This window comes from Sphingobacterium sp. MYb388 (assembly GCF_037479535.1).
Lineage (GTDB): Bacteria > Bacteroidota > Bacteroidia > Sphingobacteriales > Sphingobacteriaceae > Sphingobacterium > Sphingobacterium anhuiense.
On the sequence record NZ_JBBGYV010000006.1, the window covers coordinates 13,672 to 40,620 of the forward strand.

A 26,949-nucleotide genomic window follows, 5' to 3' on the forward strand; every position below is an offset into this window, starting at 1 on the left:
TAATTATAAATATTTCTATACTTGTTATACAATGTTGTACGAGCCAAAGATGGGATTTGAACCCACGACCTCTTCCTTACCAAGGAAGTGCTCTACCCCTGAGCTACTTCGGCTTTTCGAAAATCCTATCTACAGATTAATGCCCCCACCTTTAGATATAATATTATCAAAGAAGACAGAGACTAAAAATCAAGACTTAAAAATTTGAGCGAAAGACGAGGTTCGAACTCGCGACCTATAGCTTGGAAGGCTATCGCTCTACCAACTGAGCTACTTTCGCTTTTTTTGCGTTTTTCTTAGACTTTCGTCACCAACAGTACGCTAACTGCTTAGTGTGGGGGGAGAAGGATTCGAACCTTCGAAACCGAAGTAACGGATTTACAGTCCGTCCCATTTGACCGCTCTGGAACCCCCCCATAACTCTAAAGTTATGTTTGAGCCTCTTATCGGAATCGAACCAATGACCTACTGATTACAAGTCAGTTGCTCTACCAGCTGAGCTAAAGAGGCATCTTTATTTAAAAGCTTTTTTAATCTCCAAACGCAATTTCTTTTGTTTAGCGAGTGCAAATATCTATTTTAATTTTGACACTTGCAAGCTTTTTTTTATTTTTTTTCACTCTTAAAAGAACTATCAAACTTTCTGTGTTAGCATCGCTATTTCCTTGTTTGCTGATGCAAAGATATACACTAAACCCACATTACAAAAATATTTTTTTAAAAAAAACGCTACTTTTTCACAACACTACTGATACGCAGATAAATAAATTTCAAGCGAAATAAGACAATTAATAACGCTGGTGCAAAATTCGGTATTTCATCTACTAGATTATTATCCTTGACAGCTCGGGATCAAGAACAGAACAGCAAACATAAAGCCTAAAAAATAAATGTTAATCGATAAATTTGTTATCTATATGACGCAATTAAAATTGTAAATAAAACAAATTTATCTAAGTTTGGCCATGCAAAATCGAGATCAGCGTAAAGTGATCAAAATACTAGTTTCAATACTATTCATTGTTTTCATCACCGATACACATATTGTAAAAGCTCAAAATATAATAGAAAAAGTTACAAAAAAAGTTTTTTCGACCTCAAAGGACTCAACAAGATCTGGCGTATTCATGGTATTGCCGGCTTTGGGTTATGCGCAAGAAACAGGTGCTGAATATGGCATCGCCAGCAATTACAATTTCTATTTTAACAAAAAAGATTCAAGTATTAGGTCATCAAACATTTTATTAATGGGTACCTATACAACTAAAAAACAATCAAATATTAAACTACAGGCTGATATTTGGACAGATAATAATGATTATCATATTATTTCAGAGATCCGGTACCGCAATTGGCCCTCGAATTACTATGGTATAGGTATGGATACAAAAAAAGCTGACGAAGATCTTATCAGTCAGAAACTTTTCCGTGTCAAATTAGAAGTAGAAAAAAGAATTGCGTCCAAATATTATGCTGGTGTCAATATACAATATGACTATGTACAATTTAAGGACAAGGAAATAGACGGTATCTTTGACGACGCATCGTTACTAGGAAAAAATGGTGGACAGCAGTTACTGCTGGGTATTTCACAGCTATTTGACAGCAGAAACAATGTATCTTACACGACTCAAGGATATTACGCAAGAGCTAAACTAGCTTATGCTCCAAAACTATGGACAAAAGAAGATTTTGAAGGTGGCAATTTTGACGCTGATCTGCGTGCATTTTTTCCTATTCATCCCAAACTAACATTGGCTGCTCAGGCTATTTATAGATCTACCTTTGGCAAAACCATTCCATATTACGCCTATAGAGATTTAGGCGGAGACATGATGATGCGGGGTTATTATATCGGTCGGTATAAAGATAAGAACTACCTGGCATCGCAAGCGGAATTACGTTACCGCTTTCATCCCAGATTTGCAGCAGCAGCCTTTACAGGTGTGGGATCTGTCTTTTCAAAAGAGTATAATGCTCGATTTATTCCATCGTATGGAGGAGGATTTCGTTATTTTTTCAGCTTAGAACATAATAGTAATATTCGAATTGATTACGCTTACGGTGAACAGAGGCCTGGAGAAAAAAGACAATCGGGATTCTACCTTTCTCTTAGCGAAGCATTTTAAAATAAAATACCAATAATTAATTGATCATCTTTTCCTAATAAGAGATGATCAATTTCATAAATACCCCTTCTTTTAAAAACGAATGACAAAATCTTCTTTTCTTTGACCTTTTTTAAAAAAAACCAATCCTAAATGGAAAAGATCAATAGTCACAACTACCTTTTCAGCTTGTTTTAGTAGGTTCCAGTATTTTTCATGGTTTTTAGAAGCATGTGGCTCTTCAATGATTAAAATAGCATGTTCATCAACATCATCCAATACAGATAGATAATCCTCATCGGTATCAATATAATAAATAACTCTAGGGAAGTCATCTCTTCTAATTTGCCCAAACAATTCTAAAAGATCCTGCTGGACCAATTTACCTCTTATTTTAAAGGTTTTAAAGGCAAATGTCCCAAAAAAACGTTCTAGAAATAAATATTTTTTAATAGCCCTCTTCCCTGCTCTCTTATAAAATAATGGTACAGCATCCAACTGTTCAACAGTAGGTTTTCGATAAAGAACTTCATCAACCAATTTATATACAAAAGGTGAATGAGTCCCATGACGACTATGAGAGATTAAGTAATGGCGTAAATATTTTAGATAAAACTGCATTTCGAGAACAAATTTACATAGAGTTATACATATTTGGATCACCTGTATAGCATATTGGACATTTCTTTAGCGTTTATACTAATTTTACTTAGTATTAATAGAGGGTTTATAGAGCTTTACCTCTATGAACCCTCTATCAAACCTCTAGAAAAGCTCTATAAATCCTTTAGAAAATAATAATAAGGCCTACACATATTTCCTATTAAGAAACAACATGATCTACCTTCGTTTCTCTAAAAAGATATAAAACAGGAAATATTTCACATGGAACATTCGTGAATGGTTGATGATAAAACACAGAAACATAGGACTAACCAGCGGAGAACTGTTAGCGATAAAATGAGTCAATAGCAAGAAATAACTTAAAACTGTAAAATAAAAACACTTCCTTTTCCTTCTTCACTATTAACAAAAATCGTCCCTTTGTGCAACAGCATGATCTGCTTGCTCAATGTCAAGCCAACACCTGTACCGGTCTTCTTTGTTGTAAAAAATGGTGTAAAAATTTGTTCTTGCAAATCACTGGGTATACCAATTCCATTATCTTCAATCCTTACCTGTATCTTACCGTCGGCTTCTATGGCAGAAAGACTGATATATGGATTGTCATTTAATTTAACTGCGTCAATAGCATTTAACATCAAATTGATGATAACCTGTTCAATCAGATTAACATCAGCGTGAAGAACCAAGCGCGTATTCTTCAGAATAATATCTACATCCACATTCTTTTGAAGAATTGTCGGTTCCAATAATTGGTAAATATGTTCAAAAAGCTGTGCCGCAGAAATGGGAACCAGCAAAGGCTCGTCGACCTTATTGATCATCCTGTAGCTTTTAGCGAAATGCAAAAGTCCCTGACTTCTGCGCTGGATGGTCGAAATTCCTACTTTTAAATCCTCTATATCTTCCTGTCCTCTGAAATGATTTAGCCTTCCGTTTAAAGTCTCTGCTAGCGAACTGATCGGAGCAATTGAATTCATGATTTCATGCGTCAACACCCTTAAAAGCTTTTGCCAGGCTTTCGTTTCGGTCTCATCCATCGCTTCATTGATGTTTTGATAGACGACAATCCGAAAGACTGCGTCTTGTGTTTCAAAGCTGGAACTCTGAATAAGCAACTTTATCTTTCCTTTTTTTGACTGTACAGATTCCATTTGTTGCTGTCCAACATCCAAACGCATGGTCTTTTCGTACAATTCTTCGTGTTTTTTCTTCAGGGCAGAAATATTTCCTAGATGCGGCATATGAAACAATTGCTTAAAAGCATCATTTACCCACATCACTTTTCCGTTGTCCAATTGATAGAATATAATAGCCGAATTTAGCATATTAATAACCCTGTCGAGATATTGATGCTGGATCTCCTTATCCATGCTGATCTCCTTATAGGTGTCGTTAATCTGATTAAAAGAGGTAAAAAGTCTACCTTCCGTTGATTTCGCATTTTTAACAACGAATCTACGTGTAAAATCATGGTATTTCACCGCCTCGGAAAACTCGACCACTTGCTGCGATAAAAAGTGGATTTGCTGATAGATGCTGTAAGCTAAGCAGGCAAGCAGAATAAAAATCAAAACAGCATAGGTATAAAAACCCTTAAACACCAGAAAGGCATCGATCACACATCCTGCCAACAAAATCAGTAATTTAACTAGATTAAAGAATCGATTACCTTTCATTCTTTAGATATCATATTTTTCCAATCTTCTGTATAAGGCTGCCCGTGTCAGTCCCAACTCCTTTGCTGCTTTACTTATATTTCCATTAAATCGGTCTATCGCCGCTTTAATCGCTTTTCTTTCTAATTCTTCCAAATTTGTACCAGCAATGCTCGTGTCAAATGAACTTTCTTCGGGCTGTTGCTCAATTGGGGAAAAAAAGATATCGTTACCGCTAATACTCGCTTGGTCGGCCATAATCACCGCGCGTTCAATGCTGTATTGTAATTCTCGTACATTACCCGGAAAATGATAAGAAAAGAGTTTTTTTATGGCATCTGCTTCAAATCCGTCAATCCGTTTATTATATTTCTTAGCATAAACGTTTAAAAAATGTTCTGCGAGAAGTTGAATGTCATGTCCCCTATGTCGTAAAGGTGGAACCTGTATTTCTACAGTATTGATCCGGTAAATCAGATCTTTTCGGAACCTATTTTCATCCGCAAGTACTTTCAAGCCAGCATTTGTAGCTGTTATGAGGCGGATATCGACAGGAATCATCTGATGTGATCCTAATGGCGTCACATAACGATTTTGAAGGACGGTCAATAATTTAGACTGTTGCTGCAGCGAGATATTTCCAATTTCATCTAAAAACAAAGTCCCTCCATTGGCTGTTTCAAACCGACCTTGACGATCTTCCCGTGCATCCGTAAAAGCTCCCTTTTTATATCCAAACAATTCGCTTTCAAACAAACTTTCCGTTAAAGAGCCTACGTCAACTTTCACATAGACATCATTGGCACGAAGTGAACGTTTCTGAATGGCCTGTGCGATCAGATCCTTTCCTGTACCATTTTCTCCTAAAATCAATATGTTTGCATCTGTCGGAGCAATCTTCTCTAACTTATATTGCAACTCATCCATTACGACCGACTGCCCGATTAAATCGGGAACACCGTCCAACGTTAAAAGCGAATTTTTAACTTTTTTGTCTTGATTTTTATTTTCTGTCAGCGCACTTTCTATTGTAGCCAATAGATGTTCGTTAATCCATGGTTTTACCACGAAATCTGAAGCTCCCTGTTTGAGCGATTTCACGGCTAGGTCAACAGCTCCATACGCTGTAATCATGATAACCCGAATATTTGGATATTTTTCTTTTATCCGTGACAACCAGAACAATCCTTCATTACCCGTATTGATTGTACTTTTAAAATTCATATCCAGTAAAACCAGATCGTACGACATCTTATCCAGATGTCCCATGAGATTTTCTGGATTAGATTCTACTTGCACATGGCTCACTTTGGGCTTGAGTAATATGCGTGCTGCTGTTAATAAATCATGGTCATCATCGACGACTAAAACTGCTGACTTTTTCATTAAAATAATTTGTTCTGCACTGGCAATGAGGTTATCATGAGTAATTTATTGTTCATTATTCTAAAAGAATACTCATGCATGCATTTATTCAGATACTAAGATAACTATAAATTCAACGAGCCTGCATAATAATCATTGATATATTTTTGAAGCAACCATTCATATTGCTTCACAAGCAACTGAATCTGACTACTGTCCAATTTATTCTTTGCTGTTAAGAAAAGTACGGAATTGCTATTTCCTGCCTCAAAATGTACCTGTGCAATACGAAATGATTCCGAATAACTTTGTTGCTGTTCTTGCAATTGAACGATGTTATTACTGACATTTTTCAAATTAAAAACAGCCTTAGCCGTCTCGGTACGTAATTCATTGAGACTAACATCTTTTTGAAATTTGGCAGATTCCAAATCTAATTTAGCTAATTTCACTTGATTATATACAGCGAGATGATTGAAGATCGGAATGTTTAAATTGAGTCCAATTGACTTCCCTAAATTATTGTTGAATTGCTTAAAATAACCAAAATCAGCACCGTTTGAATAATTTGTAGATAAACCTGCACTGAAAGACAAGGATGGCCAATAATTTGATTTCACCACTTTAATATTGCGTTCAGCAGCCTTGATCCGCCAATCCAGTGCTGGTATAATTGGCAAATTCTCACTTGCAGCATCAAACAATTGCGCTGCAGTTTTAATTTCAGCATCCTGTTTAAATTCGATCGCTTTCAACTCGCCCAAACTTGTTTCATCTACATTCAATAAAGTAGATAACCTCACTCTATTGAGATACAAAATCTGTTTATTATTTTCAATTGCATTGATATCATTCGCCAATTGTCCTTTCAGATCAAAATAATCCCCCGGTGCAATTGCACCTTCTTTATGAAGTACTTCTGCCCTACGAACCTGTTCCCTGGTCACCTCTGTTTGCAATTCGGACTGTTTCAAGACATCCTGAGCAGTCAAAATCTGAATAAACGATTCGATCACATCCAGTTTAAGCGTATTGATCTGCGAATCGAATTCCAACTTGCTGGCAGTTTTTGCATCAGCTTTCATACGTATGTCGTGCAAAATTCTAAATCCGTTAAATACAGGAACAGTTACTCCTAAAGAAGCTCCTCCCGAAGAATTGTTTGTTGTAGTATATTGATTGATTGTTTTATCCAAATAACGCCCCGTACTAAAACCGTGATTTAAACCTGCATTGACATCTGGCAATCGATTCGCTTTTGCCTGTTTCAAATTAATATCCGCCCTTCTTACATCTAGTTCGTTCTGCATTAAAGCCGGATTTGCTTTTATAGCCAACTGTATGCATTCATTCAACGAGCGCTGTTGAACTTGTGCACGCACAAAAGTCAAGCTATAAAGAAAACACAAACTGTATATAAAGATTCGTTTCATATTTCATATTTTCCAAATCTTTAACCACAGGCCATGCCAAACAAACAAATCACTAATTATCAACTAAATAACAATAACCAATAATGATATATGTTCATCTTCGTACATGCAGGTGTTCGCTTTCGAACACTTCAAGAATACACTCATTGTTCACCATAAAAAACGGCTTTGTGATCAAGTTGTACGCAGCCGAACAATAAGTGTTCGATTACGAACACTAAACAAATAGCTAAAACACAATAATTAAATGAATATCAATGCATTACATTTATGGCACATCTTTCATAGATAATAACAAAATTGAAACGTATTATGGACAGACCTTTAGAAAAGAAGAAGTGGAATAACAAACGCATATTAACCTTAGTCGGAATTACAGGTTTGGTCGGCCTTATAGCCGCAAGCTTTTATTTTACAAGCGGTAACAGCAAATTGAATGTAGAAGCAGATCGTATTTCCATCGTTGAGATTAAAAAAGACAATTTTCAGGAATTCATTCCAATCAATGGATCTGTTCTTCCTATTAGCAGTATTTATTTAGATGCTTCCGTTGGAGGCCGTGTGGAAGAAAAATATGTAGAAGATGGTGCGACCTTAAAAAAGGGAGATCCAATCATGCGGTTGTCCAATACGGATCAGGAACTTAATCTTATTCAACAGGAAACACAGGTTTTAAACCTCTTGACACAATCACAGATTGCCCAAACCAATGCACAACAGGTTTCGATCAATAATCGTAACCAGATGGCAGATGTAGAACAGGCTTATAAAGAGGCTGAACGTGTATATCAATTAAATAAAAAATTATTGAATGAAAAAGCGATTGGATCACAAGAATTTGAAAAATCAAAAAATGAATATAACTACCAAAAAGAACGGGTTAACTTAACAAAACAAATCCTAAAACAGGATGAGGTTTCGACCAATCAAAAAGCGCATCAGGATAAAGAAACATATCAACGTACACAAAGTGCTCTTGAATTGATGAAGAGAAAAATCGGCGATTTGATCGTTCGTTCTCCTGTAGATGGTCAATTAACATCATTTGACGCTGAGATTGGACAAAATAAAAATGCAGGTGAACGTCTTGGACAGATCGACGTACTTACGGGATTTAAGGTTCGTGCGGATATTGACGAGCATTATATCAATCGAATTTTTCCGGATCTTCAAGGTGAATTCACGATTGGTGATAAAGCATATAAGTTAAGAATCAAAAAAGTATATACACAAGTAACAAATGGACGGTTTCAGGTCGATATGGAATTTATCAATGAAGTTCCTAAGGGTATACGCAGAGGGCAGACTTTACAGATCAGATTGGCTTTGAGTGACGAGACCAAAGCAGTATTACTTGCAAAAGGAGGATTTTATCAGCAGACCGGTGGTAATTGGATCTTTAAACTGGATAAAAATGGAAATACTGCTTACCGTGTGGATATTCAACTGGGAAGACAGAATCCTGAATATTATGAGGTCATTAAAGGTCTACAGCCTGGTGATAAAGTAATTGTATCCAGCTATGAAACTTATGATAAAGTACAGGAGTTAAATATTAAACGCTAATAAAACTTATGATAGGATGCTCGCGCTAATCCTCCAAAAAAGTAAAGAGAAAATTTCTGAGGTGTTTTTCAATAGTTTAACACCTCATTCTAATACATTAAAGACATGATTAAAAATTTTATAAAAGCCACCTTTCGTAACCTTTGGAAAACCAAAAGCTACAGCTTTCTTAATATTTTTGGGCTCGCTATTGGCATTGCCGCAGCAGCTTTAATTTTTCTATGGGTAGAAAATGAGATAAACTATAATAAGAACTTTACGAAAATAGATGACATCTATGTTGTTAAATCCAAACAGACTTATGATGGTGCTACTTTCGTATTCGAATCAACTCCAGGCACCTTAAGCCAAGCTATTGAAAAAGAAATTCCAGGTATAAAACATGCAGTAAGAGTTGGCTCGAATAATTCCCTATTGTTTTCAAATGGGGAGAATAATCTCTATCTAAATGGTTATCATGCCGAACCCGAAATTCTCGATTTATTATCAATAAATTTCCTACAAGGTAATCGTTCTGAAGCACTTAAAGAGCCTAATAATATTATTCTTAGTTTGGATGGTGCAAAGCTATTATTTGGGGATGAACCCGCACTTGGAAAGTCTGTTCATATCGGTAACAATGAATCGTATATTGTTTCTGGTATTGTCCAGGATTTTCCGAATAATAGCAGTTTGAAATTTAATTGGATGATTCCTTTCAAAAAATTTGAGACCGGACAAGAATGGTTAAAAGAATGGGGTAATAATGGAATCATGACCTTGATCCAACTGGAGAAAAATGCTGATGTTAATCAGATTAATGCTAAGTTATTAGACTTTGTTAAAAATAAAACAAACGGCCAAGTTACATTTTCTAAGAACTTCCTTTATCCGATGAACCGCTGGCGCCTTTACAATGCATTCGATCAAAATGGGAACGAGAAAGAAGGTGGGATTAAAAATGTCAAGTTATTTAGTCTTGTCGCCTGCATCGTATTACTAATTGCTTGCATTAATTTCATGAACCTGGCTACAGCCAGATCGGAAAAAAGAGCTAAAGAGGTTGGTATGCGTAAAGTGGTTGGAGCAACAAAAAATTCTTTAATTGCTCAGTTTTTGGGAGAATCTTTGATCTTCGCCTTTCTTTCCGCATTATTGGCGATTGTGTTTGTTTACATCTCAATTGGACCATTTAATAGTATTATCAATCAAAAACTCGAGGTAAATCTATTCAGTACAAACCATTTATTATTTCTACTCACTATCGTATTGTCATGTGGCATATTTGCAGGAAGCTACCCTGCATTTTATCTTTCGTCATTCAATCCTATTTCGACTTTAAAAGGACACAGGCAGAAAGCTGGTGCGTCAATTTTCATTCGAAAAGGATTGGTAGTTTTGCAATATACCGCATCAATTGTTCTTATAATAAGTACGATTATCATTTATCAACAGATAAACTATGCTAAAGGTCGAGATTTAGGTTACAATCGCAGTCAAGTCATTACCACAAATCTCCAAGGGGATTTATCGCAACATATTGATTTAATTAAAGATCAGTTAAAGGCTACAGGAAGTATTGAACATGTAGGCATTAGCGACATGAGTATTTTAAATATCGGCAGCAATTCAAGTGGGTTTGAATGGGAAGGGAAAGATCCCAAATCCAGTATTCTAATTAGTATGTTGCGAACTGATGATGGTTTTATTCCAAGCATGGACATGAAAATGATAGATGGACGTAACTTTAATCCACACTTTTTAGGAGATAGTACATCTATTATCGTAAATGAGACTCTCGCAAAAATGATCAAAAAAGATGGAATGGTTGCAGGAAGTACGATTACCTATGGAACAGAATCCTTTCGAATAGCGGGTGTTGTTAAAAACTTTCTTTATAACAGTGTCTATTCATCGCCAATGCCACTTATTTTTATTCCTTTTTCTGCATCTAATGGAATCTTAAATATTAAAACTAAAAATGGTGTTGATTTTCCGGTCGTTATTCGGCAAATTGAAAAAATTATTAAAAAATATAATCCCTCTTATCCTTTTGAATATCGGTTTTTAGATGATTCTTTTAATAATACATTTCAATCTGAACTGTTTATTCAAAAATTAGCCTCAGTGTTTTCCATCCTTTCTATTATCATCTCTTGCCTAGGTCTATTTGGACTGTCAGCTTTTGCAACAGCACAGCGATCAAAAGAAATTGGTATTCGAAAAGTATTGGGAGCATCTGTTACGCGACTGATCAATATGCTCAATCGTGAATTCATTATACTCATCTTTCTATCTTGCCTAATTGCTTTTCCGATCGCGTGGTACATGATGAATCAATGGTTAGGTAATTATGGTTATCGCATTGATATCTCCTGGCTAGTATTTTTACTCAGTGGAGCACTTGCACTTGTTATCGCCATCATAACGATTTCAGGCCAAGCTTTAAAGGCGGCATTATCTAACCCTACAAACTCATTAAGAGATCAATAATAAAATAGAACAATTACAAACAATACATAAAGATATGAGCACAAAAAATATGATCAAAATCAGTAATCTTCAAAAGTACTATCGTACAGAAGAAGTGGAAACCGTAGCACTCAACAATTTGAATATCCATGTTAAGGAGGGTGAATTTGTTGCCGTCATGGGACCTTCTGGATGTGGTAAGTCAACGCTGCTCAATATTATCGGGCTTCTGGATGATTTGGATGAAGGTAGCTACTTATTTAATGAAATCGAAGTCGCTAAATTCAAAGAACGTGGCCGTTCGGATTTACGTAAGCATAATATTGGTTTTGTCTTTCAGAGTTTTAACCTGATCGATGAACTGACGGTATTCGAAAACGTGGAATTACCACTTGTTTATACCAATGTTCCTGCAGCAGAGCGTAAACGTCGTGTTGAAGAGGTGCTGGAGAAAGTACAGATTATGCACCGACGCAATCATTTCCCACAACAATTGTCTGGAGGTCAGCAACAGCGTGTTGCAGTGGCCCGCGCTGTGGTCAATAATCCAAAACTAATTCTTGCCGATGAGCCTACAGGTAACTTAGATTCCAATAATGGTAACGAAGTGATGCAATTATTAACAGAGTTGAATGAAGCTGGAACAACGATCGTCATGGTAACACATAGTGAGCATGATGCTAAATTTTCAGATCGTGTGATCCGTATGTTAGATGGACAAGTAATTATGGAAACAGCAACATTATAATTGAGCACTTTAATAAATAATTGAAATAATAGCAACCCTAAAAAACGGAATTAGGATTGTAAGTAAAAGTGTAACAGTTGCAGTAACGTAAAGTAAGATGATAAAGAACTATTTAAAACTAACCTTTCGTAGCCTTTGGAAAATCAAAGGGTACTCGGCTATTAACATTCTTGGACTCACTGTAGGTCTAACTAGTTTCTTGATGATCTTATTATACCTCAACTATGAACTTAATTATGACCGTTGGGATGCGGAACTTGAAAAAGTATATAAAGTATCGCTTCGTGACGCCGAGAATGATATTTCTCCCAATACACAGGCACCTTTAGCGACTTTATTGCTTGAAAATGGTTCTCAAATCGAATCTAGCACTAAAATTTCAACAGATGCTACTTTTGAAGTACCTCTTTCTGTAGGAGAAAAAACATTTTCACAAAGTGGTACCATATCTGCAGACTCACTCTTTTTCTCAGTCTTTCCATATAAGATTGTAGCAGGAGATGCATTAAATCCTCTACAAAAACCAAATGCCATGGTCATTAGTGAATCGATGGCTAATAAACTTTTCGGAAATGAAAACCCAATAGGAAAGACTATTAAAACATTCAATTCATTTGATTTCGAGGTGACTGCAATTATGGAAAATCCAGAAGGGCCGACTCATCTGAATATTGAAATCGTATACCGTTCACCATTTGAAAAACAAAACTATCATTGGGGAAATTGGTCCTTCCATACGTATGTTAAAACCAAAAATATCCTAGCTGGAAATGATTTGGAGACAGCAATAGACCGTATTTATTATACGGAAAGACTTATGAAAGAAACAGGCAAGACATATGATCAGTATATCAAATCTGCCAATCACACAAGTCTTTTTGTCGATGCCGTTCATGATATCCATAATTTCCCTAAACACGGAACTAGCAATATTGGCACGATTTCAATCTTATTGGTTTTAGCTATACTGCTTCTCTTTACCGGAGCAATTAATTTTAGTAACCTTTCGATTGCATCTTCTTTGAGACGCGCTAAAGAGGTGGGGATCAAAAAAGTTCTTGGCTCTAGCCGTGCTAATTTATTTTGGCAATTTATGGTGGAAATTGCCCTGCAATGTACCATCGCATTATTCTTATCCTTCCTACTTTTAAGCGTAGCCATACCTTATTTTAATCAGGAATTCGGAGTCTCTTTAAATTTATTTGGTATAGCATCTTCGTGGTCATTAATTGCTCAGATTGCCGGTTCCCTTGTTACTGTCACCTTGCTTTCCGGACTTTATCCGGCCGTTTTCCTCTCGCGCTATAACACCACAAAAGTTCTTAAAGGTGATTACTCAACCGGAAAACAAGGACTTGCTTTACGAAACGGATTAATTGTGGTTCAATTTGTTGTGGCGACCTTCTTCATTATCAGCATTGTAGTTGTTAATCGGCAATTGACTTACATGCAGCAGTCAGACAAAGGGTTCTCGAGTGAACAGGTGCTACGTGTGCAAGCATTCATACAGAAAAACAGAGACGAAAACTTTGACCAGGTTAAAAATGAACTGCTTCGTATACCGGGTGTACAGTCTGTGGCGAAAACAACCAAGGTTCCTGGTGATGTTTTATCGGATACATCGACAATGAATTTTAAACATGCAGGGGCTTCCTATCGCCTGGGGTCGGTCAAAGTAAATCAGGATTATTTTAAAACGCTCAACATTGATTTAGTTGACGGCAGGTCATTCAATGACAATCATGCTGACCAGCATACAAGATCGGCTATTATCAATGAGGCCGCAGCTCAAAAATTAGGTCTTAAACATGCTGGAGGAGCATATATTAGTTACCCTGACTGTGATAGTGTTCCAATCGAGGTGGTAGGAATTGTGAAAAACTTTAATGTGCTGGGCTTTGAGCGGGAAATACAACCGACTGTCTTCACGATAGGTAATGATGCTTGTGTTTTTCAATCAGGAGGTGCGATTTTGGTTAAACTTTCTGGCGGTGACACGCACAAAACGGTTGCAGGTATTGAGAAACTATGGAAAGGTATTGAACCTGGTTTAGGAATTCGTCACTCTTTTTTAGATGAAAATTTTCAACAACTATTTGCGAGTCATCTGCGCTTAAAACGCATCGTCACCTTCTTTGGATTTACAGCCATTGCAATGGCCATTATTGGGTTATTCGCGCTAACTGCATTTTTAATTGGACGTAGGACAAAAGAAATCAGTATCCGTAAGATTCTGGGAGCAGACTTAAGCGATTTAGGAATGTTACTTGGTAAAGATTTTTTACGTCTAGTTGCTTTAGCTGTATTGATTGCGATCCCGCTTGGTTGGTGGGCGACAAATGCTTGGTTGCAAGGCTTCGCTTATAAAATATCTCTTAGTGTGTGGCAATTTGTACTATCGGCAGCTGTCTTACTTATTGTCGCAGCCTGTACGATATGCATTCATATTGTAAAAGCATCCCGTTCAAATATCTCTGATAATCTAAGGAATGAGTAGTATATAAAGAATAAAGCACTTACCGGTTTTAATAGCCTGTGTTATAAAAAAATTATGTTAAAGAATTATATCAAAATCGCATGGCGTAGTCTTTGGAAGAATAGATTTTTCAGTATTCTCAATATATTTGGTTTAGCCATAAGCTTGTCCGTTGCTATCCTATTGATAACTTACGGTCGCCAAGAATTAAGTTTTAATAAGCAATTTAAGAAGGAAGCCAATATATATCGTGTTCTATTGGAATCCAACGGGGAATATAATTATGAGAAATGGAGCAATCTTCCTAATGCGGTTGGTCCCGCAATGCAAGATGATATTCCTGAAGTAAAATCAACCGCCCGATTGGTAAGGCTAGATTTTACAGGATTTGGTTCTGTCCGTGCTAATGATAATAATTTCATCGAAAAAAATATTTATCTCACCGACTCCTCCTTGTTTAATTTATTTGATGTGGAATTTATAGAAGGAAATAGTATTACTGCCTTTTCAAATCCAAAAAATGTTGTCATTTCATCCAGTAAGAAAAACAAAATATTTGGTAAAGGACCTGCATTAAATAAAAAAATAATTATTAATCAACGAGATACTTTAAACATTTCGGGTGTGTTTCAGGATTTTCCGGAAAATAGTTCCTTTGAAGGCGACATTTTTTTGAATATGATGGATTCTTGGATGGGAAAAAATGTGCACTGGTCTAACGCAAGCTACTATACATTTTGCTTATTAAGCAATCACACTGATCCTGCTCAAATCGAAAAAAAAGCAACAGCCCTTATTGATAAGTATGTACCAAAGGACAATCAATATTTCACTAAATTTTACTTACAACCTTTATCCCAAGTTTATTTACAATCACAGGATTTACGCGATAATATGTCTACTCGAGAAGGAAATATAAAAACTGTTAAAACAGTATTTTTTCTTTCCTTTCTTATTATCATGATTGCGTGCATTAATTATATGAATCTTGCGACAGCTCGCTCGCAAAAAAATGCAAAAGAAGTAGGAATTAACAAAGTTTTGGGAGCACATCGCAACCAGATTAAATTTCGTTTTTACATTGAAACAGGTATTATTGCATTTTTGTCTATTACTGTTGGAATAATTTTGGCTCTTGTAGCACTCCCTACATTTAATCACATTATTGGCTCTGGTCTCGCTGTTCCTCATTTATTTACCCTAGAAAATATGGGCATCTGCCTGACTATATGGTTAATTATAACGCTTGTAGGGGGTAGTTATCCTGCCTTTATGATGGCCAATATTCCGAGCCTTTCCCTTATGAAAAATGTCATCACACAAGGTAAGATTGCTCAATACCTACGTAAGGGTTTGGTTATATTTCAATTCACCTGCTCTATTATATTGATTATTGGCGTTATCATTATTTCGCTACAGATGAGACATATTTCTAAAAAAGATCTCGGATATCAGGCGACTAACATTGTTACGATTCCAATACGCTCCGTGCCTTCTATGGACAAATTAAAGAATATTAAAGAATCTATTCAAAAGTTAACAGGCACTGTTAGTATCGCTACTTTACAAACATTCCCTGGTTTTGGTGAAAGTGGAAAAACAATGCATAAACCAGGTGATACGAATGAAGGTCTACCAATCAATACTTCAAGTAGTCTTGGAGCTGTAGTTCCCACACTAGGACTACAGCTGATTGCAGGAAAGGATCTGCCGGAAGTATTAGCTCCTACAGATTCTACCTGTTATATTTTGATTAATGAAGTAGTTGCTGCCTATTTAGGCTATGAAAATCCAAGCGATGCTGTAGGACAAAATATTCCAACTGAAATAACTCCAAATACGACTATTGTAGGAGTCGTTCGAAATTTTAACTTTCAAAGTTTAAAAGAATCCATTGGTGGGTATATGTATTACCGTATGCACATCCCCAATGAAAGTTATCGTTATTTACTTATTCGATACGATACGCAAAATGTATCTTCCTATATTAGCCAAGTCCAACAAATATTTACACAACAGGTTCCTGAGGCAGCATTTGATTATCAATTTTTAGATGAACACATCAAGAAATATTACACAGCCGAGAACCGAACAAATAATATCATTTCAACATTCTCCATTTTAACGATTTTTATTGCTTGTTTGGGTTTATTTGGTTTAGCGGCATTTACCGCTCAGCAGCGAAAAAAAGAAATTGGAGTACGTAAAGTACTTGGTTCAAGTACTTTTAAAATCGTTCAATTGCTTTCCGGCCACTTTCTAAATTTGATTATACTTTCATTATTTATTGCTATACCTATAGCTTGGTGGCTATTTTCTCATTGGCTTCAAGATTTCAATGATAGAATTGCATTCCCATTATGGTCATTCGCGATTGCTGGCTTATTTGCTCTGATAATCGCGTTTGTAACCGTAGGTTATCAAGCTCTAAAAGCTGCTTTAATAAATCCTGTAGAAAGTTTGCGAGATGAGTAAATCGTTTTTAATCAATACTAAAAAAAACACTATTGATTCTGTCAGTAAAATCAATAATAAACCTTACGATAATGAACAATTTTAAATTAATATTTAGACAATTATGGCGCAACCGCCTCTTCACCTTACTTAATATTGTAGGGTTATCCATCGGTATCAGTGCCTGTTGGGTGATATTCCGTATTGTCAATTATGAATTTAGTTTTGACCAGAAACATCCTGATAAGGAATTGATTTATAAAGTCCACACGAGCTATCTTGAAAACAACAAAACAGATCATTTTGACGGTATTCCTGCACCACTACCCGCCTTTGTAAAAGATAATTTTTCTGATGTAGCATTATCTGTTCCTGTATTCAGTGAATATTTTGAAAAGGTCAGTTTACCGAATACTAAAGCATTAGCTTTTGAAGACCCAAAGGAAATTATTGGAACTACACCAGATTATTTCAAACTCACCGATTATCGCTGGTTGCAGGGAAATAAAGATATCGTATTTAAGAACCCTAATGAAGTGGTTTTGACGGCATCAAGAGCAAAATTATATTTCCCGAAAAACACGTTTGCAGATATTATTGGCAAAACCTTATCCTACGACAGTACGTTATTTACAGTTGCTGGAATCGTGGAAGATCTAGCTTACCCAAGTAGTTTTATCGGTAAAGAATTTATGCAGATTCCGGAAAAGGATTGGACAAGTACCACTTGGACAAATTCTAATTCCAATTGGCAGATGTTTATTAAGGTTAAATTGCCGAACGTTATTGCTCCCATTTTAAAATCGGTTAATGCTAAATTCCATGAGATGACCAATGAAGAATTTAAAAAATACGGCTTCAGTATGTCATCAAACTTAATTCCGCTATCTGAATTACATTTCACATCATTTGCACAAAAAAGTAGCGACAAAAAAACAATGTATGGCATTATTGGCATCGGAATTTTTCTACTGATACTTGCTTGCATAAACTATATCAATTTAACGACAGCCCAAGTTCCACATAGAGCAAAGGAAATAGGTATCAGAAAAACATTGGGAGAGAGCCAAAAGAGAATAACCGTCATCTTCTTTCTCGAAACATTTATCATCACAATATTGGCACTCTTATTATCATGGCCACTAGTTAAAATTATCCAATCGAGCTTAAGTTCCTACATTCCGCAGCAGATGTACAGTTTTGCTGACAACTTAATGGTTCTATCATTTATAGCCGGGACGACAATTTTAATCACACTACTATCTAGTTGGTATCCGGCCATGCTCATTAATAGAGTTAAAATCTCCGAAGTTATCAAAATTACAGGAGGCAGTAAAGTGAAAATGGGCGGCCTGTCTTTACGAAAAACACTTATTGTATTTCAATTTGTGATTGCTCAAATATTTGTTGTGTCCACGTTTATCATCGGAATGCAACTTAAACATTCTTTAAATAGTAAACTTGGCTTCAACAAAGAAGCAATTATTACGCTACAGCTTCCACATAAAAGCTTTCAAAATGCTGATACGGATCCCTTCACCTATAAGCATGCTTTGGAAGGACTTTCTGTCATCAAACACGTTTCTTTGGGGCATCTCCCGATGAGCGGTGATCATTGGGGTAATTCGATCGTTGTAAAAAGTGATACCGGAGAAGTACGGGTGGATCATCAATTTAAGTTTATAGATGATGACTATTTTAAATTATACAATATCAATATACTGGCTGGTCGAGCGATTAAACTATCGGACACAGCTTCAGGTATTGCTCTAAATCTAGTGGCTATTGAGAAACTAGGATTTAAATCTGCATCAGAGGCTATTGGTAATTTTGTAAAAATAGATGATCAGGATCGACAAATCGTTACCGTGATTGATAACTTTCACAGTAAAAATATGCACAGTAAAATTGGCCCTTTAGAGCTCAGACCTTCAAACAAAAAAGAACAATTAAAGAATATGAGTATTCAATTGCCGGATCATCAGGAAAAATGGCCATCTGCCTTGCAACAAATTGAAAAGGAATGGAAAAAATACTATCCAAATGCTCCATTTAAATACGAATTTTATGATCAGCAAATAAAAAATCAATATGAAAACGATACGAAGTTTTCAAAAATAATCAATTTGTCTACCTCAATAACCATTTTATTAAGTTGCTTAGGACTGATTGGTCTTGTGACGATTACTACAGCCCAACGGACAAAAGAGATTGGAATCCGTAAGGTATTGGGTAGCAAAATTTCTGGAATCATTGCATTACTATCCAAAGAATACATCAAATTAATTTTCATTTCGATTCTGATAGCATCTCCAATTGCCTGGTGGGCGATGAATCATTGGCTGAATGATTTTGCTTACAAAATTACGCTTAGCTGGTGGATGTTTACAATTCCTGCAGTGATTACTTTGCTTATTGCATTTATTACCATGAGCTATCATTCCATCAAAGCCGCAAACGCCAATCCCGTTGAGAGTTTGCGCGATGAATAAAGCTAAAATTTAGACATTAATGTTAACATCTTAAATAATTACAGCCATGATCAAGAGCTACATTAAAATAGCAATAAGAAACTTAAAGCGAAATATTTCTATTTCATTAATCAATGTATGTGGATTAGCTTTAGGCATTGCGACCTGCTTACTCATCAGTCTGTATATCACTGATGAACTTAGCTATGATCGTTTTAATAAACAGGCTGACCGCATCGTTCGCGTAGTTTTTAAAGGAAAAGTAAAGGGTGGCGATATCAAGGAAGCTCATATCATGCCACCTGTTGCTTCAACGATGAAGGCTGAATTATCGGATGTCGAAGAAACGGCTCGCTTACGCATGGGAGGAGTTCCGCTATTTCAAATAGGCAACCAGGTTTTTCACGATGCCAATTTAGCATATGTTGATGCATCCTTCTTCAAGATATTCACATTACCTTTATTGAAAGGAGATCCTTTAACCGCATTAGCGGAGCCGAATACTGCTATTATTACTGAAACGATGGCACGTAAATACTTCAATACCATTGATGTGATCGGGAAAGAACTACCAATAAAGGGAAATGGGACAATTCTTAAAATAACGGGTATAATGAAAAATATACCCAAAAACTCTCATTTTAATTTTGATATTTTCACTTCCATCGATGCGCTTGAAGATGCACGATCTATTTCCTGGATGACTTCGGAATATTATACCTATGCGCTATTAAAAAAAGATGTAACAGTTAAACAAGTGGAGACTAAACTCGCGACCTTATTTGACAAGCATGTGGGACCTCAGTTTATGGCAGGTTTCGGAATGAGTTATGAAGATTACAAAAAGACCGGGAATAAGATCGGACTTTATCTGCAGCCTTTAACTGATATCCATCTACACTCTGACTTTGTATATGACCTGAGTCCGTCTGGCAATATCAGATACCTTTATATTTTTGGAGTAATCGGCATCTTTATGCTCCTGATTGCTACGATCAATTTTATGAACCTATCGACCGCCAGTGGGTCTAAAAGATTTAAAGAAGTTGGCGTAAGAAAAGTATTAGGAGCTGGAAAACAAAAACTGTTGATTCAATTTTTCACCGAAGGTATTCTGACTACTTATATTGCTTTAGTATTAGCTATAGCTATTGTATTACTTGCACTCCCCTTGTTTAATCACTTTTCGGGAAAATATTTGGAGATCGGACAGCTTTCCTTCATCACAACAATTCCTTTATTACTTGGATTTGGTTTACTGATCGGTTTATTCTCCAGTAGTTATCCTGCTCTATACTTATCATCATTTAATCCTATAATGATCTTAAGAAACAGGTTCAACGCCTCTGGAAATGGTCTGGGATTAAGAAGTGGCCTTGTGGTATTTCAATTTATCGTTTCAGTCGGATTGATATTTAGCACTGTAGTGGTAAGTCGTCAGCTGGACTACATGCGTCATATCAAACTTGGTTATGACAAGGAAAATGTTGTCATTATTCAAAGCTGGCCTCTAGGAGCTAACGAAAAAGATTTCGCTGAACGCCTAACTCAGGATAGCCGCGTACTACATGTTTCACACTCGTCTTATCTTCCTGCGGGAGCTACCTACAATAACAATTTTTTTATCTATCCAAAAGAGAGCCCTAACCAATGGGTAAAAACTCTCCGTTATGATGTTGACGAGCAATACATTCCTACCATGGGTATGAAGTTGAAAGAAGGGCGCAATTTTTCAACAACCTATGGCAACGATAGCCTATCGGTTGTGATCAACGAAACTGCTGCCAAAAATCTAGGTTGGAAAGATAATATCATTGGTCGAACATTAACCGATAAGGATAATAAAGTCTTGCAGGTGATCGGTGTTGTTGAAGATTTTCATTTTAAACCGCTGCATGAAACTATTGCTCCTTTGGTGATGGTATTGAATGATCAGGCAGGAAATCTGATTATCAAAACTAAGGCGACAGACATGGAAAAATTACTGGCAACAGTAAAACAGTATTACAATGCATATCCTTCGGATCTTCCCTTTGATTATTCTTTTCTTGATGATCGTTATAATCAGACCTATCAGTCGGAACTTAAGACCGGACAATTACTGACTATCTTTGCGTCACTGACCATTTTTGTTGCCTGCCTTGGATTATTGGGATTGGCGATTTTCACCACGCATCAACGTAAAAAAGAAATTGGAATCCGAAAAGTAATCGGTGCTTCTGTGCCTGATATTGCGCGTATGTTATCCTTTGAATTTATTCGATTAGTGGTCATTGCCATCATTATTGCCTCCCCTATTGCCTGGTGGATGATGCACATGTGGCTGGAAGATTTCGCTTATCGCATCGACATTCAATGGTGGATGTTTGCTGTTACAGGACTTTTAGCTGTCGTCATTGCACTGTTTACAGTCAGTTCACAGGCTATACGGGCAGCAGTTGCCAATCCTGTTAATAGTTTAAAAGATGAATAGAAGAATTAAAGCATAAGTAGTCCTAAATAAATCGCTACTCTAAATTATAAACTATGTTTAAGAACTATATAAAAATCGCTTGGAGAAACCTTTGGAAAAACAAGGGTTATTCTTCCATCAACATCGTTGGGCTAGCCATAGGGTTAGCTTGCTGTTTATTAATCGTCTTATATATTCATGATGAATTATCCTATGATAAATACCATGTAAATAAAGACCGCATTTACCGTGTTATTAATTCTTTCGAAGACAACGAGAAATTAATCCGAAAAAATGTATGGGGTGTTGCGCCTATAGGTCCAGCTTTAAAAGCTGATTTTCCAGAAGTCAAGAATGTGGTTCAATTTTCAGGAGTTACGTCCATTTCTTTAAAGAATAAGGAAAAGGTTTTTCAGGAAGAACGTGTTTTTTTCATGGACTCAACTGCATTTGATGTTTTTAGCTGGAAAGTACTGGCTGGTAATCCAACAACTGCTTTGACAGCACCCTATACTGCTGTTTTAACTGCAAGTACAGCCAAAAAATATTTTGGAAATGAAAATCCGATTGGCAAAACACTAGAAGGGGGACTTGCCTCCGGACGGGCAGATCCGGGACTATACAAAGTCACAGCGGTTATTGAAGATGTTCCTTCCAACTCCCATTTTACATTTGATGCTTTGCTCTCGATGAGTACCTTTAGAAAAGCTTTTACAGATCGTTTTGAAAGCTGGGGATATGTCGATTTTTATACTTACATACTGGTATCCGATCAATTTAACCTTTCTAATTTTAATAAGAAAATTCCGCAATTTCTCAAAAAGAATGTTCCTTCTGCAGAGGGCAAGTATAATTTCCAACTCGAACCTATACTGGATGCCTATATGCATTCGTCTGCAGGCAGACAGCCTGGTGTAACGGGGAGCGTACAGAATCTGTACATATTTGCTATCATAGGGCTATTTATCCTTTTCATCGCCTGTGTAAATTTCATGAATTTGGCTACATCTCGTTCCATGGAGAGAGCGAAAGAAGTAGGTGTGCGAAAAGCGATTGGCGCGAACCACCGTAATTTGATTCTTCAATTTATGTGTGAGTCGTTAGCTTTAGTTTTTATCGCTGCATTACTGGCATTGCTATTGGTTATCGTACTTCTTCCTTCCATGGAGGCCTTTGCAGGGAAACATTTTGCATGGAGCAGTCTATTCAATTTGACAACATTCAGTATCTTTCTAGGTATCGTGACCATAACCGGTATTGTTGCTGCTAGTTATCCGGCTTTTATTTTAGCGCGTTTTAAACCTATCGAAGTTTTAAAGGGAACATTTAAAACTGCTGCTGGAGGGCAATTTTTACGAAAGGGATTAGTAATCTTTCAGTTTGGTTTATCCATTGTACTTATTGCAGGAACCTGTATTGTCTTTTCACAATTATATCACCTGCAACATACGAATCTTGGTTTTCAGAAAGATCAGATGCTGGTTATCGATTATAATTTTGACGATGGGGTCAACAAGAATTTAGAAGCAATTAAAAATACGTTTAAGAGAGATAAGGACGTCATAGCGGTATCATCATCGCGCAGTGTTCCGGGTACATTTTTCCCTAATGCGGGCACAGAGATAGAGACTAAAGAAGGAAAAATGACGATGTTGGGTCCTGCACTTTTTGAGGTGGATATTGATTTTATCCCGAACATGGGGATTGAAATGGTCGCAGGACGGGCTTATTCCCGGGATTTTCCTGCCGACACTGCGCACTCCATGATAATCAATGAAGCTGCAGCTAAACTTTGGGGCTATAATAATTCACAGGATATTATTGGAAAGCGTTTTACGCAATGGGGACAAGAGGGACAGGTTATCGGCGTTGTAAAAGACTTTAACTATATGTCTTTACATAATAAGGTTGAACCACTTGCTTTGCGATTATCACCGTGGAGCAGCAAATTTATAACGATTAAATTGCAAAAAGCGAATCAACCGGAAACTATTGCCCGCATCGAAAAGATCTGGACAGGTCTAGCTCCCCAGATTCCTTTTAATTATACATTTTTGGATCAGAGTTTTAAACGTCAATATGAAGCAGATTATCGTTTCCAAAGAATTTTTACCACATTTTCAGGATTTGCAATTTTTATTGCCTGTTTAGGGCTCTTGGGGCTTGTGACTTATACCGCTCAACAACGCACCAAAGAAATTGGCATCCGTAAGGTCCTCGGATCTAGTGTTTTTGGAATCATACAATTATTATCTCTTGACTTCATCAAGCTGGTCATTATTGCTATATGCATTGCCATACCGGTAGCCTATTGGGCAATGGGTAAGTGGCTCAATAATTTTGCTTATCACATTGATATGCAATGGTGGATGTTTGGTATAGCGGGAGTAAGTGCATTGTTCATTGCTTTAACAACTGTCGGTTATCAAGCTCTGAAAGCTGCAAAGGCAAATCCTGTTGATAGTTTAAGAGATCAGTAATTTAGTGTACGTTTGCGAACGCCAACTGTTCGGAAACGTACACTTATGCAAATACACAACTCACCCTAAACACCTGTATACAAGAATATTAAAATAATGGCTTAGGGATTGGCCTTTAAAATTAGAAAAGGAACAAAAATATAATCAATTAAACCTTTATGATTTTTAAATATATTAAAACTGCCTGGCGAAATCTAAAAAAAAGCAAGTTTTACACCGCCATCAATATCGTAGGACTTTCGATCAGTATTGCCACAGCAATTATGATATTGCTATGGGTACAGGACGAAATCAGTTTTGATCGTTTCCACAAAGATTATAAACAGATATACAATGTCCATAACATCTGGAAGGGAGGTGGTAAAGAAAACATTTCTAGTAACACACCTGGGCCAGTTGCATTCTATGCAAAAGACGTTCCTGCAATAGCATCATCAGTGAGAATAGCCCGCGAGTATTCTGGCATCATTCGCCTAAAGAACCAAAAAGATTCTTATACGGGTTTATCCATGGCTTATGCAGATAGTTCATTTTTTAAGTTCTTCTCTTTTCCGCTACTGCAATCCAGTAAGCCAAACTTATTGACAAATATAGACGAAGTGACCATAAGCGAAGCGCTAAGTCAAAAACTATTTAAAGGAGAAGATGCCATTGGCAAAATGATTTTATTTGAGAAAACACCATTTTTCGTCACGGGAGTTTTCGTTGATATGCCGCAGAATTCAACATTAAGATACGATGCAATTTTTCCAATGACCTATCGTGCAAAAATTTTTACTGAAAATGGAGGGAATGGAATATGGAAAACGATTGATGAAGATCTTGGTAATTACTCCTTTGATACCTATTTCAAATTAACTCCAGAAGCAAACCCTGATCAAGCAATTGCTCAAATAAATAATAGCTATATTAAAGCTAGAGAAGGTAATAAAAATACCATTTTTAAATTAGGATCACTTGCTGATAAACATTTAATCGATCCTGACGGAAACAAATCAGCCTTACGCATGGTGCAGATATTTGGTGCAGTAGCTTTACTCCTACTTTTTATTGGCGCTATTAACTATGTTAATCTTGCTACAGCTCGGGCTATGGACCGTGCTAAGGAGGTAAGTATTCGAAAAATTGTGGGCGCAAGCCGTAAACAACTATTTTTTCAATTTATGGCCGAAACCTTCCTGACATTTACCTTAGCAACTTGCGTTGCAGTTATATGGATTGGATTATCCTTTTCTACTTATAACAGTATTTCGGGAAAATCAATGGCTTTTAATCTGAATAATCCCACGCTTTGGCTTTTAATAGGGTCTTCTTTACTAATGACCGTTTTATTTTCCAGCATATACCCTGCTATTCAACTGTCATCTTTCAAACCTATTGCAGCACTTAAAGGCAAATCATCCAAACCCACAAATAGTATTTTCCGAAAGGGCTTGGTTGTATTTCAATATGTATCATCAATTATTTTAATCATCTGCACCTTGGTTATTGAAAAGCAGATGAAGTTTATCCGCGAATTTAACTTAGGATATGACACTTCATATATTTTTACCGTAGAGCTCAATGAAGGAGCCGTTGAAAATAAATCTACTGTAGCGTCCAAACTTTCTGAAGATCCTTCCATTGTTTCCTATTCCATTAATGGAATATATAATCCAATGGACTATGGCAGTTCAACTGGAGATATCGACTGGCCAAATCGTACTAAAGATCAATCACTCATAGTAACCCAAGCTACAATAGACAAAAATTTTATTCCCATGATGGGCATGGAATTCATCGAGGGTGGTAATATCAAAGGAACACCTGCCGACTCATCAAGTTATATCATCAACGAAACGATGGCAAAACAATTGGGATTGGAAAAACCGTATGTTGGCGCGCAAATGTCATTACATGAGGTACCCGGAACGGTGATTGGTGTTGTAAGGGATTTCAACTTCAGTAATCTGAAGAATAAGATTGAACCTCTAGTCTTTTGGACTCATCGTTATGCAGGTACCTTATATGTTAAAACGACTGCTTCACATGCTCAAAAGGCAATTGAGAAGGTAAAAACGATTTTTAATAGTTATCCTTCGGAACAACCTTTCGAATATACATTTTTGGATAGCAAATTCGATAAAATGTACAAATCGGACTTACGTACCGGATTGCTTTTCAACATCTTTGCTTCGATCGCAATTTTCGTTTCTTCACTAGGTCTTTTAGCTTTGGCCACCAATGCGGCACAAACGAAAGTAAAAGAAATCGGAATCCGCAAAGTCTTAGGTGCTAGCATACCACAAATTGTTCAGTTATTAGGTAAAGAGTTTGTGAGCTTACTCATCATCGCAATTTTAATTGCAAGTCCTCTTGCCTGGTATTTTGCAAATGAATGGCTGGCTAATTTCAGCTTTAAAACAGAATTGAATGTTTGGATATTTTTAATCGGCGCAAGTATAGCGCTATTAATTGCAGGATTGACCATCAGTTATCAAGCCATTCGAGCGGCAAAAGTAAATGTGATCAATAGCCTAAGAGATGAATAGGTAGTATGTGTTTTATAAGTTAAGTATTAAGTGTGAAATGAAGGTCGTCGGATTGTGAAACCGACGGCTTTCTATGTTAACGAAAACAGTATAGTGACCAATTAAATCTAACCACTGACAATCACCTCAATC

14 protein-coding genes and 4 tRNA genes are annotated in these 26,949 nt (G+C 36.6%); 10 read left to right on the plus strand and 8 right to left on the minus strand.

The window, feature by feature from the left end:
• Positions 1-41: 41 nt before the first annotated feature.
• The 4 genes from WH188_RS17910 to WH188_RS17925 form a co-directional block, all read right to left on the minus strand.
• Positions 42-113, minus strand: a tRNA-Thr gene (locus WH188_RS17910).
• Positions 114-207: 94 nt separating this feature from the next.
• Positions 208-280: transfer RNA gene (locus tag WH188_RS17915), tRNA-Gly, on the minus strand.
• 55 nt (positions 281-335) lie between these two features.
• Positions 336-416: transfer RNA gene (locus WH188_RS17920), tRNA-Tyr, on the minus strand.
• A gap of 21 nt (positions 417-437) precedes the next feature.
• Positions 438-510: transfer RNA gene (locus WH188_RS17925), tRNA-Thr, on the minus strand.
• A gap of 455 nt (positions 511-965) precedes the next feature.
• Here WH188_RS17925 and WH188_RS17930 point away from each other — a divergent pair.
• Positions 966-2,129: a BamA/TamA family outer membrane protein gene (locus tag WH188_RS17930; RefSeq protein WP_132773499.1), complete on the plus strand. Its 1,164-nt coding sequence runs from the start codon at positions 966-968 to the stop codon at positions 2,127-2,129.
• Positions 2,130-2,201: 72 nt separating this feature from the next.
• Here the strand turns inward: WH188_RS17930 and WH188_RS17935 are convergent, their stop codons facing one another.
• From WH188_RS17935 to WH188_RS17950, 4 genes are all read right to left on the minus strand, one after another.
• The gene (locus tag WH188_RS17935; protein WP_031288932.1) at positions 2,202-2,729 is read right to left on the minus strand and encodes a hypothetical protein; all 528 of its coding nucleotides are present in this window, start codon (positions 2,727-2,729) and stop codon (positions 2,202-2,204) included.
• Positions 2,730-3,091: 362 nt separating this feature from the next.
• Positions 3,092-4,411 (minus strand): sensor histidine kinase, encoded by a 1,320-nt coding sequence (locus WH188_RS17940; protein WP_021191053.1) that lies wholly within the window; start codon positions 4,409-4,411, stop codon positions 3,092-3,094.
• A 3-nt stretch (positions 4,412-4,414) separates the two neighbouring features.
• Positions 4,415-5,776 (minus strand): sigma-54-dependent transcriptional regulator, encoded by a 1,362-nt coding sequence (locus WH188_RS17945; RefSeq protein WP_132773497.1) that lies wholly within the window; start codon positions 5,774-5,776, stop codon positions 4,415-4,417.
• 104 nt (positions 5,777-5,880) lie between these two features.
• The gene (locus WH188_RS17950) at positions 5,881-7,188 is read right to left on the minus strand and encodes a TolC family protein (RefSeq protein ID WP_168128204.1); all 1,308 of its coding nucleotides are present in this window, start codon (positions 7,186-7,188) and stop codon (positions 5,881-5,883) included.
• Positions 7,189-7,500: 312 nt separating this feature from the next.
• Here WH188_RS17950 and WH188_RS17955 point away from each other — a divergent pair, with 312 nt between their 5' ends.
• The 9 genes from WH188_RS17955 to WH188_RS17995 all read left to right on the plus strand — a co-directional run bounded on the left by WH188_RS17955 (position 7,501) and on the right by WH188_RS17995 (position 26,817).
• Positions 7,501-8,754: an efflux RND transporter periplasmic adaptor subunit gene (locus WH188_RS17955; RefSeq protein WP_168128205.1), complete on the plus strand. Its 1,254-nt coding sequence runs from the start codon at positions 7,501-7,503 to the stop codon at positions 8,752-8,754.
• Between the two features lie 105 nt (positions 8,755-8,859).
• A complete protein-coding gene (locus tag WH188_RS17960) occupies positions 8,860-11,226 on the plus strand; it encodes an ABC transporter permease (RefSeq protein WP_168128206.1) in 2,367 nt (788 codons plus the stop codon).
• A gap of 49 nt (positions 11,227-11,275) precedes the next feature.
• A complete protein-coding gene (locus tag WH188_RS17965) occupies positions 11,276-11,953 on the plus strand; it encodes an ABC transporter ATP-binding protein (RefSeq protein ID WP_132773513.1) in 678 nt (225 codons plus the stop codon).
• 97 nt (positions 11,954-12,050) lie between these two features.
• Positions 12,051-14,450, plus strand: coding sequence for an ABC transporter permease (locus tag WH188_RS17970; RefSeq protein WP_168128207.1), 2,400 nt, complete (start codon positions 12,051-12,053; stop codon positions 14,448-14,450).
• A 54-nt stretch (positions 14,451-14,504) separates the two neighbouring features.
• On the plus strand, positions 14,505-16,904 hold the full coding sequence (locus WH188_RS17975; protein ID WP_168128208.1) for an ABC transporter permease: 2,400 nt from the start codon (positions 14,505-14,507) through the stop codon (positions 16,902-16,904).
• 71 nt (positions 16,905-16,975) lie between these two features.
• On the plus strand, positions 16,976-19,375 hold the full coding sequence (locus WH188_RS17980) for an ABC transporter permease (RefSeq protein WP_168128209.1): 2,400 nt from the start codon (positions 16,976-16,978) through the stop codon (positions 19,373-19,375).
• A 46-nt stretch (positions 19,376-19,421) separates the two neighbouring features.
• The gene (locus WH188_RS17985) at positions 19,422-21,827 is read left to right on the plus strand and encodes an ABC transporter permease (protein ID WP_168128210.1); all 2,406 of its coding nucleotides are present in this window, start codon (positions 19,422-19,424) and stop codon (positions 21,825-21,827) included.
• Positions 21,828-21,880: 53 nt separating this feature from the next.
• The gene (locus WH188_RS17990; protein WP_168128211.1) at positions 21,881-24,286 is read left to right on the plus strand and encodes an ABC transporter permease; all 2,406 of its coding nucleotides are present in this window, start codon (positions 21,881-21,883) and stop codon (positions 24,284-24,286) included.
• Between the two features lie 158 nt (positions 24,287-24,444).
• Positions 24,445-26,817: an ABC transporter permease gene (locus WH188_RS17995; protein WP_168128212.1), complete on the plus strand. Its 2,373-nt coding sequence runs from the start codon at positions 24,445-24,447 to the stop codon at positions 26,815-26,817.
• The last annotated feature ends 132 nt before the right edge of the window (positions 26,818-26,949 follow it).

What these genes read in the sequence shown, in the direction of transcription:
- WH188_RS17930 (WP_132773499.1), top strand. Translation starts at nt 966, where the DNA reads ATGCAAAATCGAGATCAGCGTAAAGTGATCAAAATACTAGTTTCAATA.
- WH188_RS17935 (WP_031288932.1), bottom strand. Translation starts at nt 2,729, where the DNA reads ATGCAGTTTTATCTAAAATATTTACGCCATTACTTAATCTCTCATAGT.
- WH188_RS17940 (WP_021191053.1), bottom strand. Translation starts at nt 4,411, where the DNA reads ATGAAAGGTAATCGATTCTTTAATCTAGTTAAATTACTGATTTTGTTG.
- WH188_RS17945 (WP_132773497.1), bottom strand. Translation starts at nt 5,776, where the DNA reads ATGAAAAAGTCAGCAGTTTTAGTCGTCGATGATGACCATGATTTATTA.
- WH188_RS17950 (WP_168128204.1), bottom strand. Translation starts at nt 7,188, where the DNA reads ATGAAACGAATCTTTATATACAGTTTGTGTTTTCTTTATAGCTTGACT.
- WH188_RS17955 (WP_168128205.1), top strand. Translation starts at nt 7,501, where the DNA reads ATGGACAGACCTTTAGAAAAGAAGAAGTGGAATAACAAACGCATATTA.
- WH188_RS17960 (WP_168128206.1), top strand. Translation starts at nt 8,860, where the DNA reads ATGATTAAAAATTTTATAAAAGCCACCTTTCGTAACCTTTGGAAAACC.
- WH188_RS17965 (WP_132773513.1), top strand. Translation starts at nt 11,276, where the DNA reads ATGATCAAAATCAGTAATCTTCAAAAGTACTATCGTACAGAAGAAGTG.
- WH188_RS17970 (WP_168128207.1), top strand. Translation starts at nt 12,051, where the DNA reads ATGATAAAGAACTATTTAAAACTAACCTTTCGTAGCCTTTGGAAAATC.
- WH188_RS17975 (WP_168128208.1), top strand. Translation starts at nt 14,505, where the DNA reads ATGTTAAAGAATTATATCAAAATCGCATGGCGTAGTCTTTGGAAGAAT.
- WH188_RS17980 (WP_168128209.1), top strand. Translation starts at nt 16,976, where the DNA reads ATGAACAATTTTAAATTAATATTTAGACAATTATGGCGCAACCGCCTC.
- WH188_RS17985 (WP_168128210.1), top strand. Translation starts at nt 19,422, where the DNA reads ATGATCAAGAGCTACATTAAAATAGCAATAAGAAACTTAAAGCGAAAT.
- WH188_RS17990 (WP_168128211.1), top strand. Translation starts at nt 21,881, where the DNA reads ATGTTTAAGAACTATATAAAAATCGCTTGGAGAAACCTTTGGAAAAAC.
- WH188_RS17995 (WP_168128212.1), top strand. Translation starts at nt 24,445, where the DNA reads ATGATTTTTAAATATATTAAAACTGCCTGGCGAAATCTAAAAAAAAGC.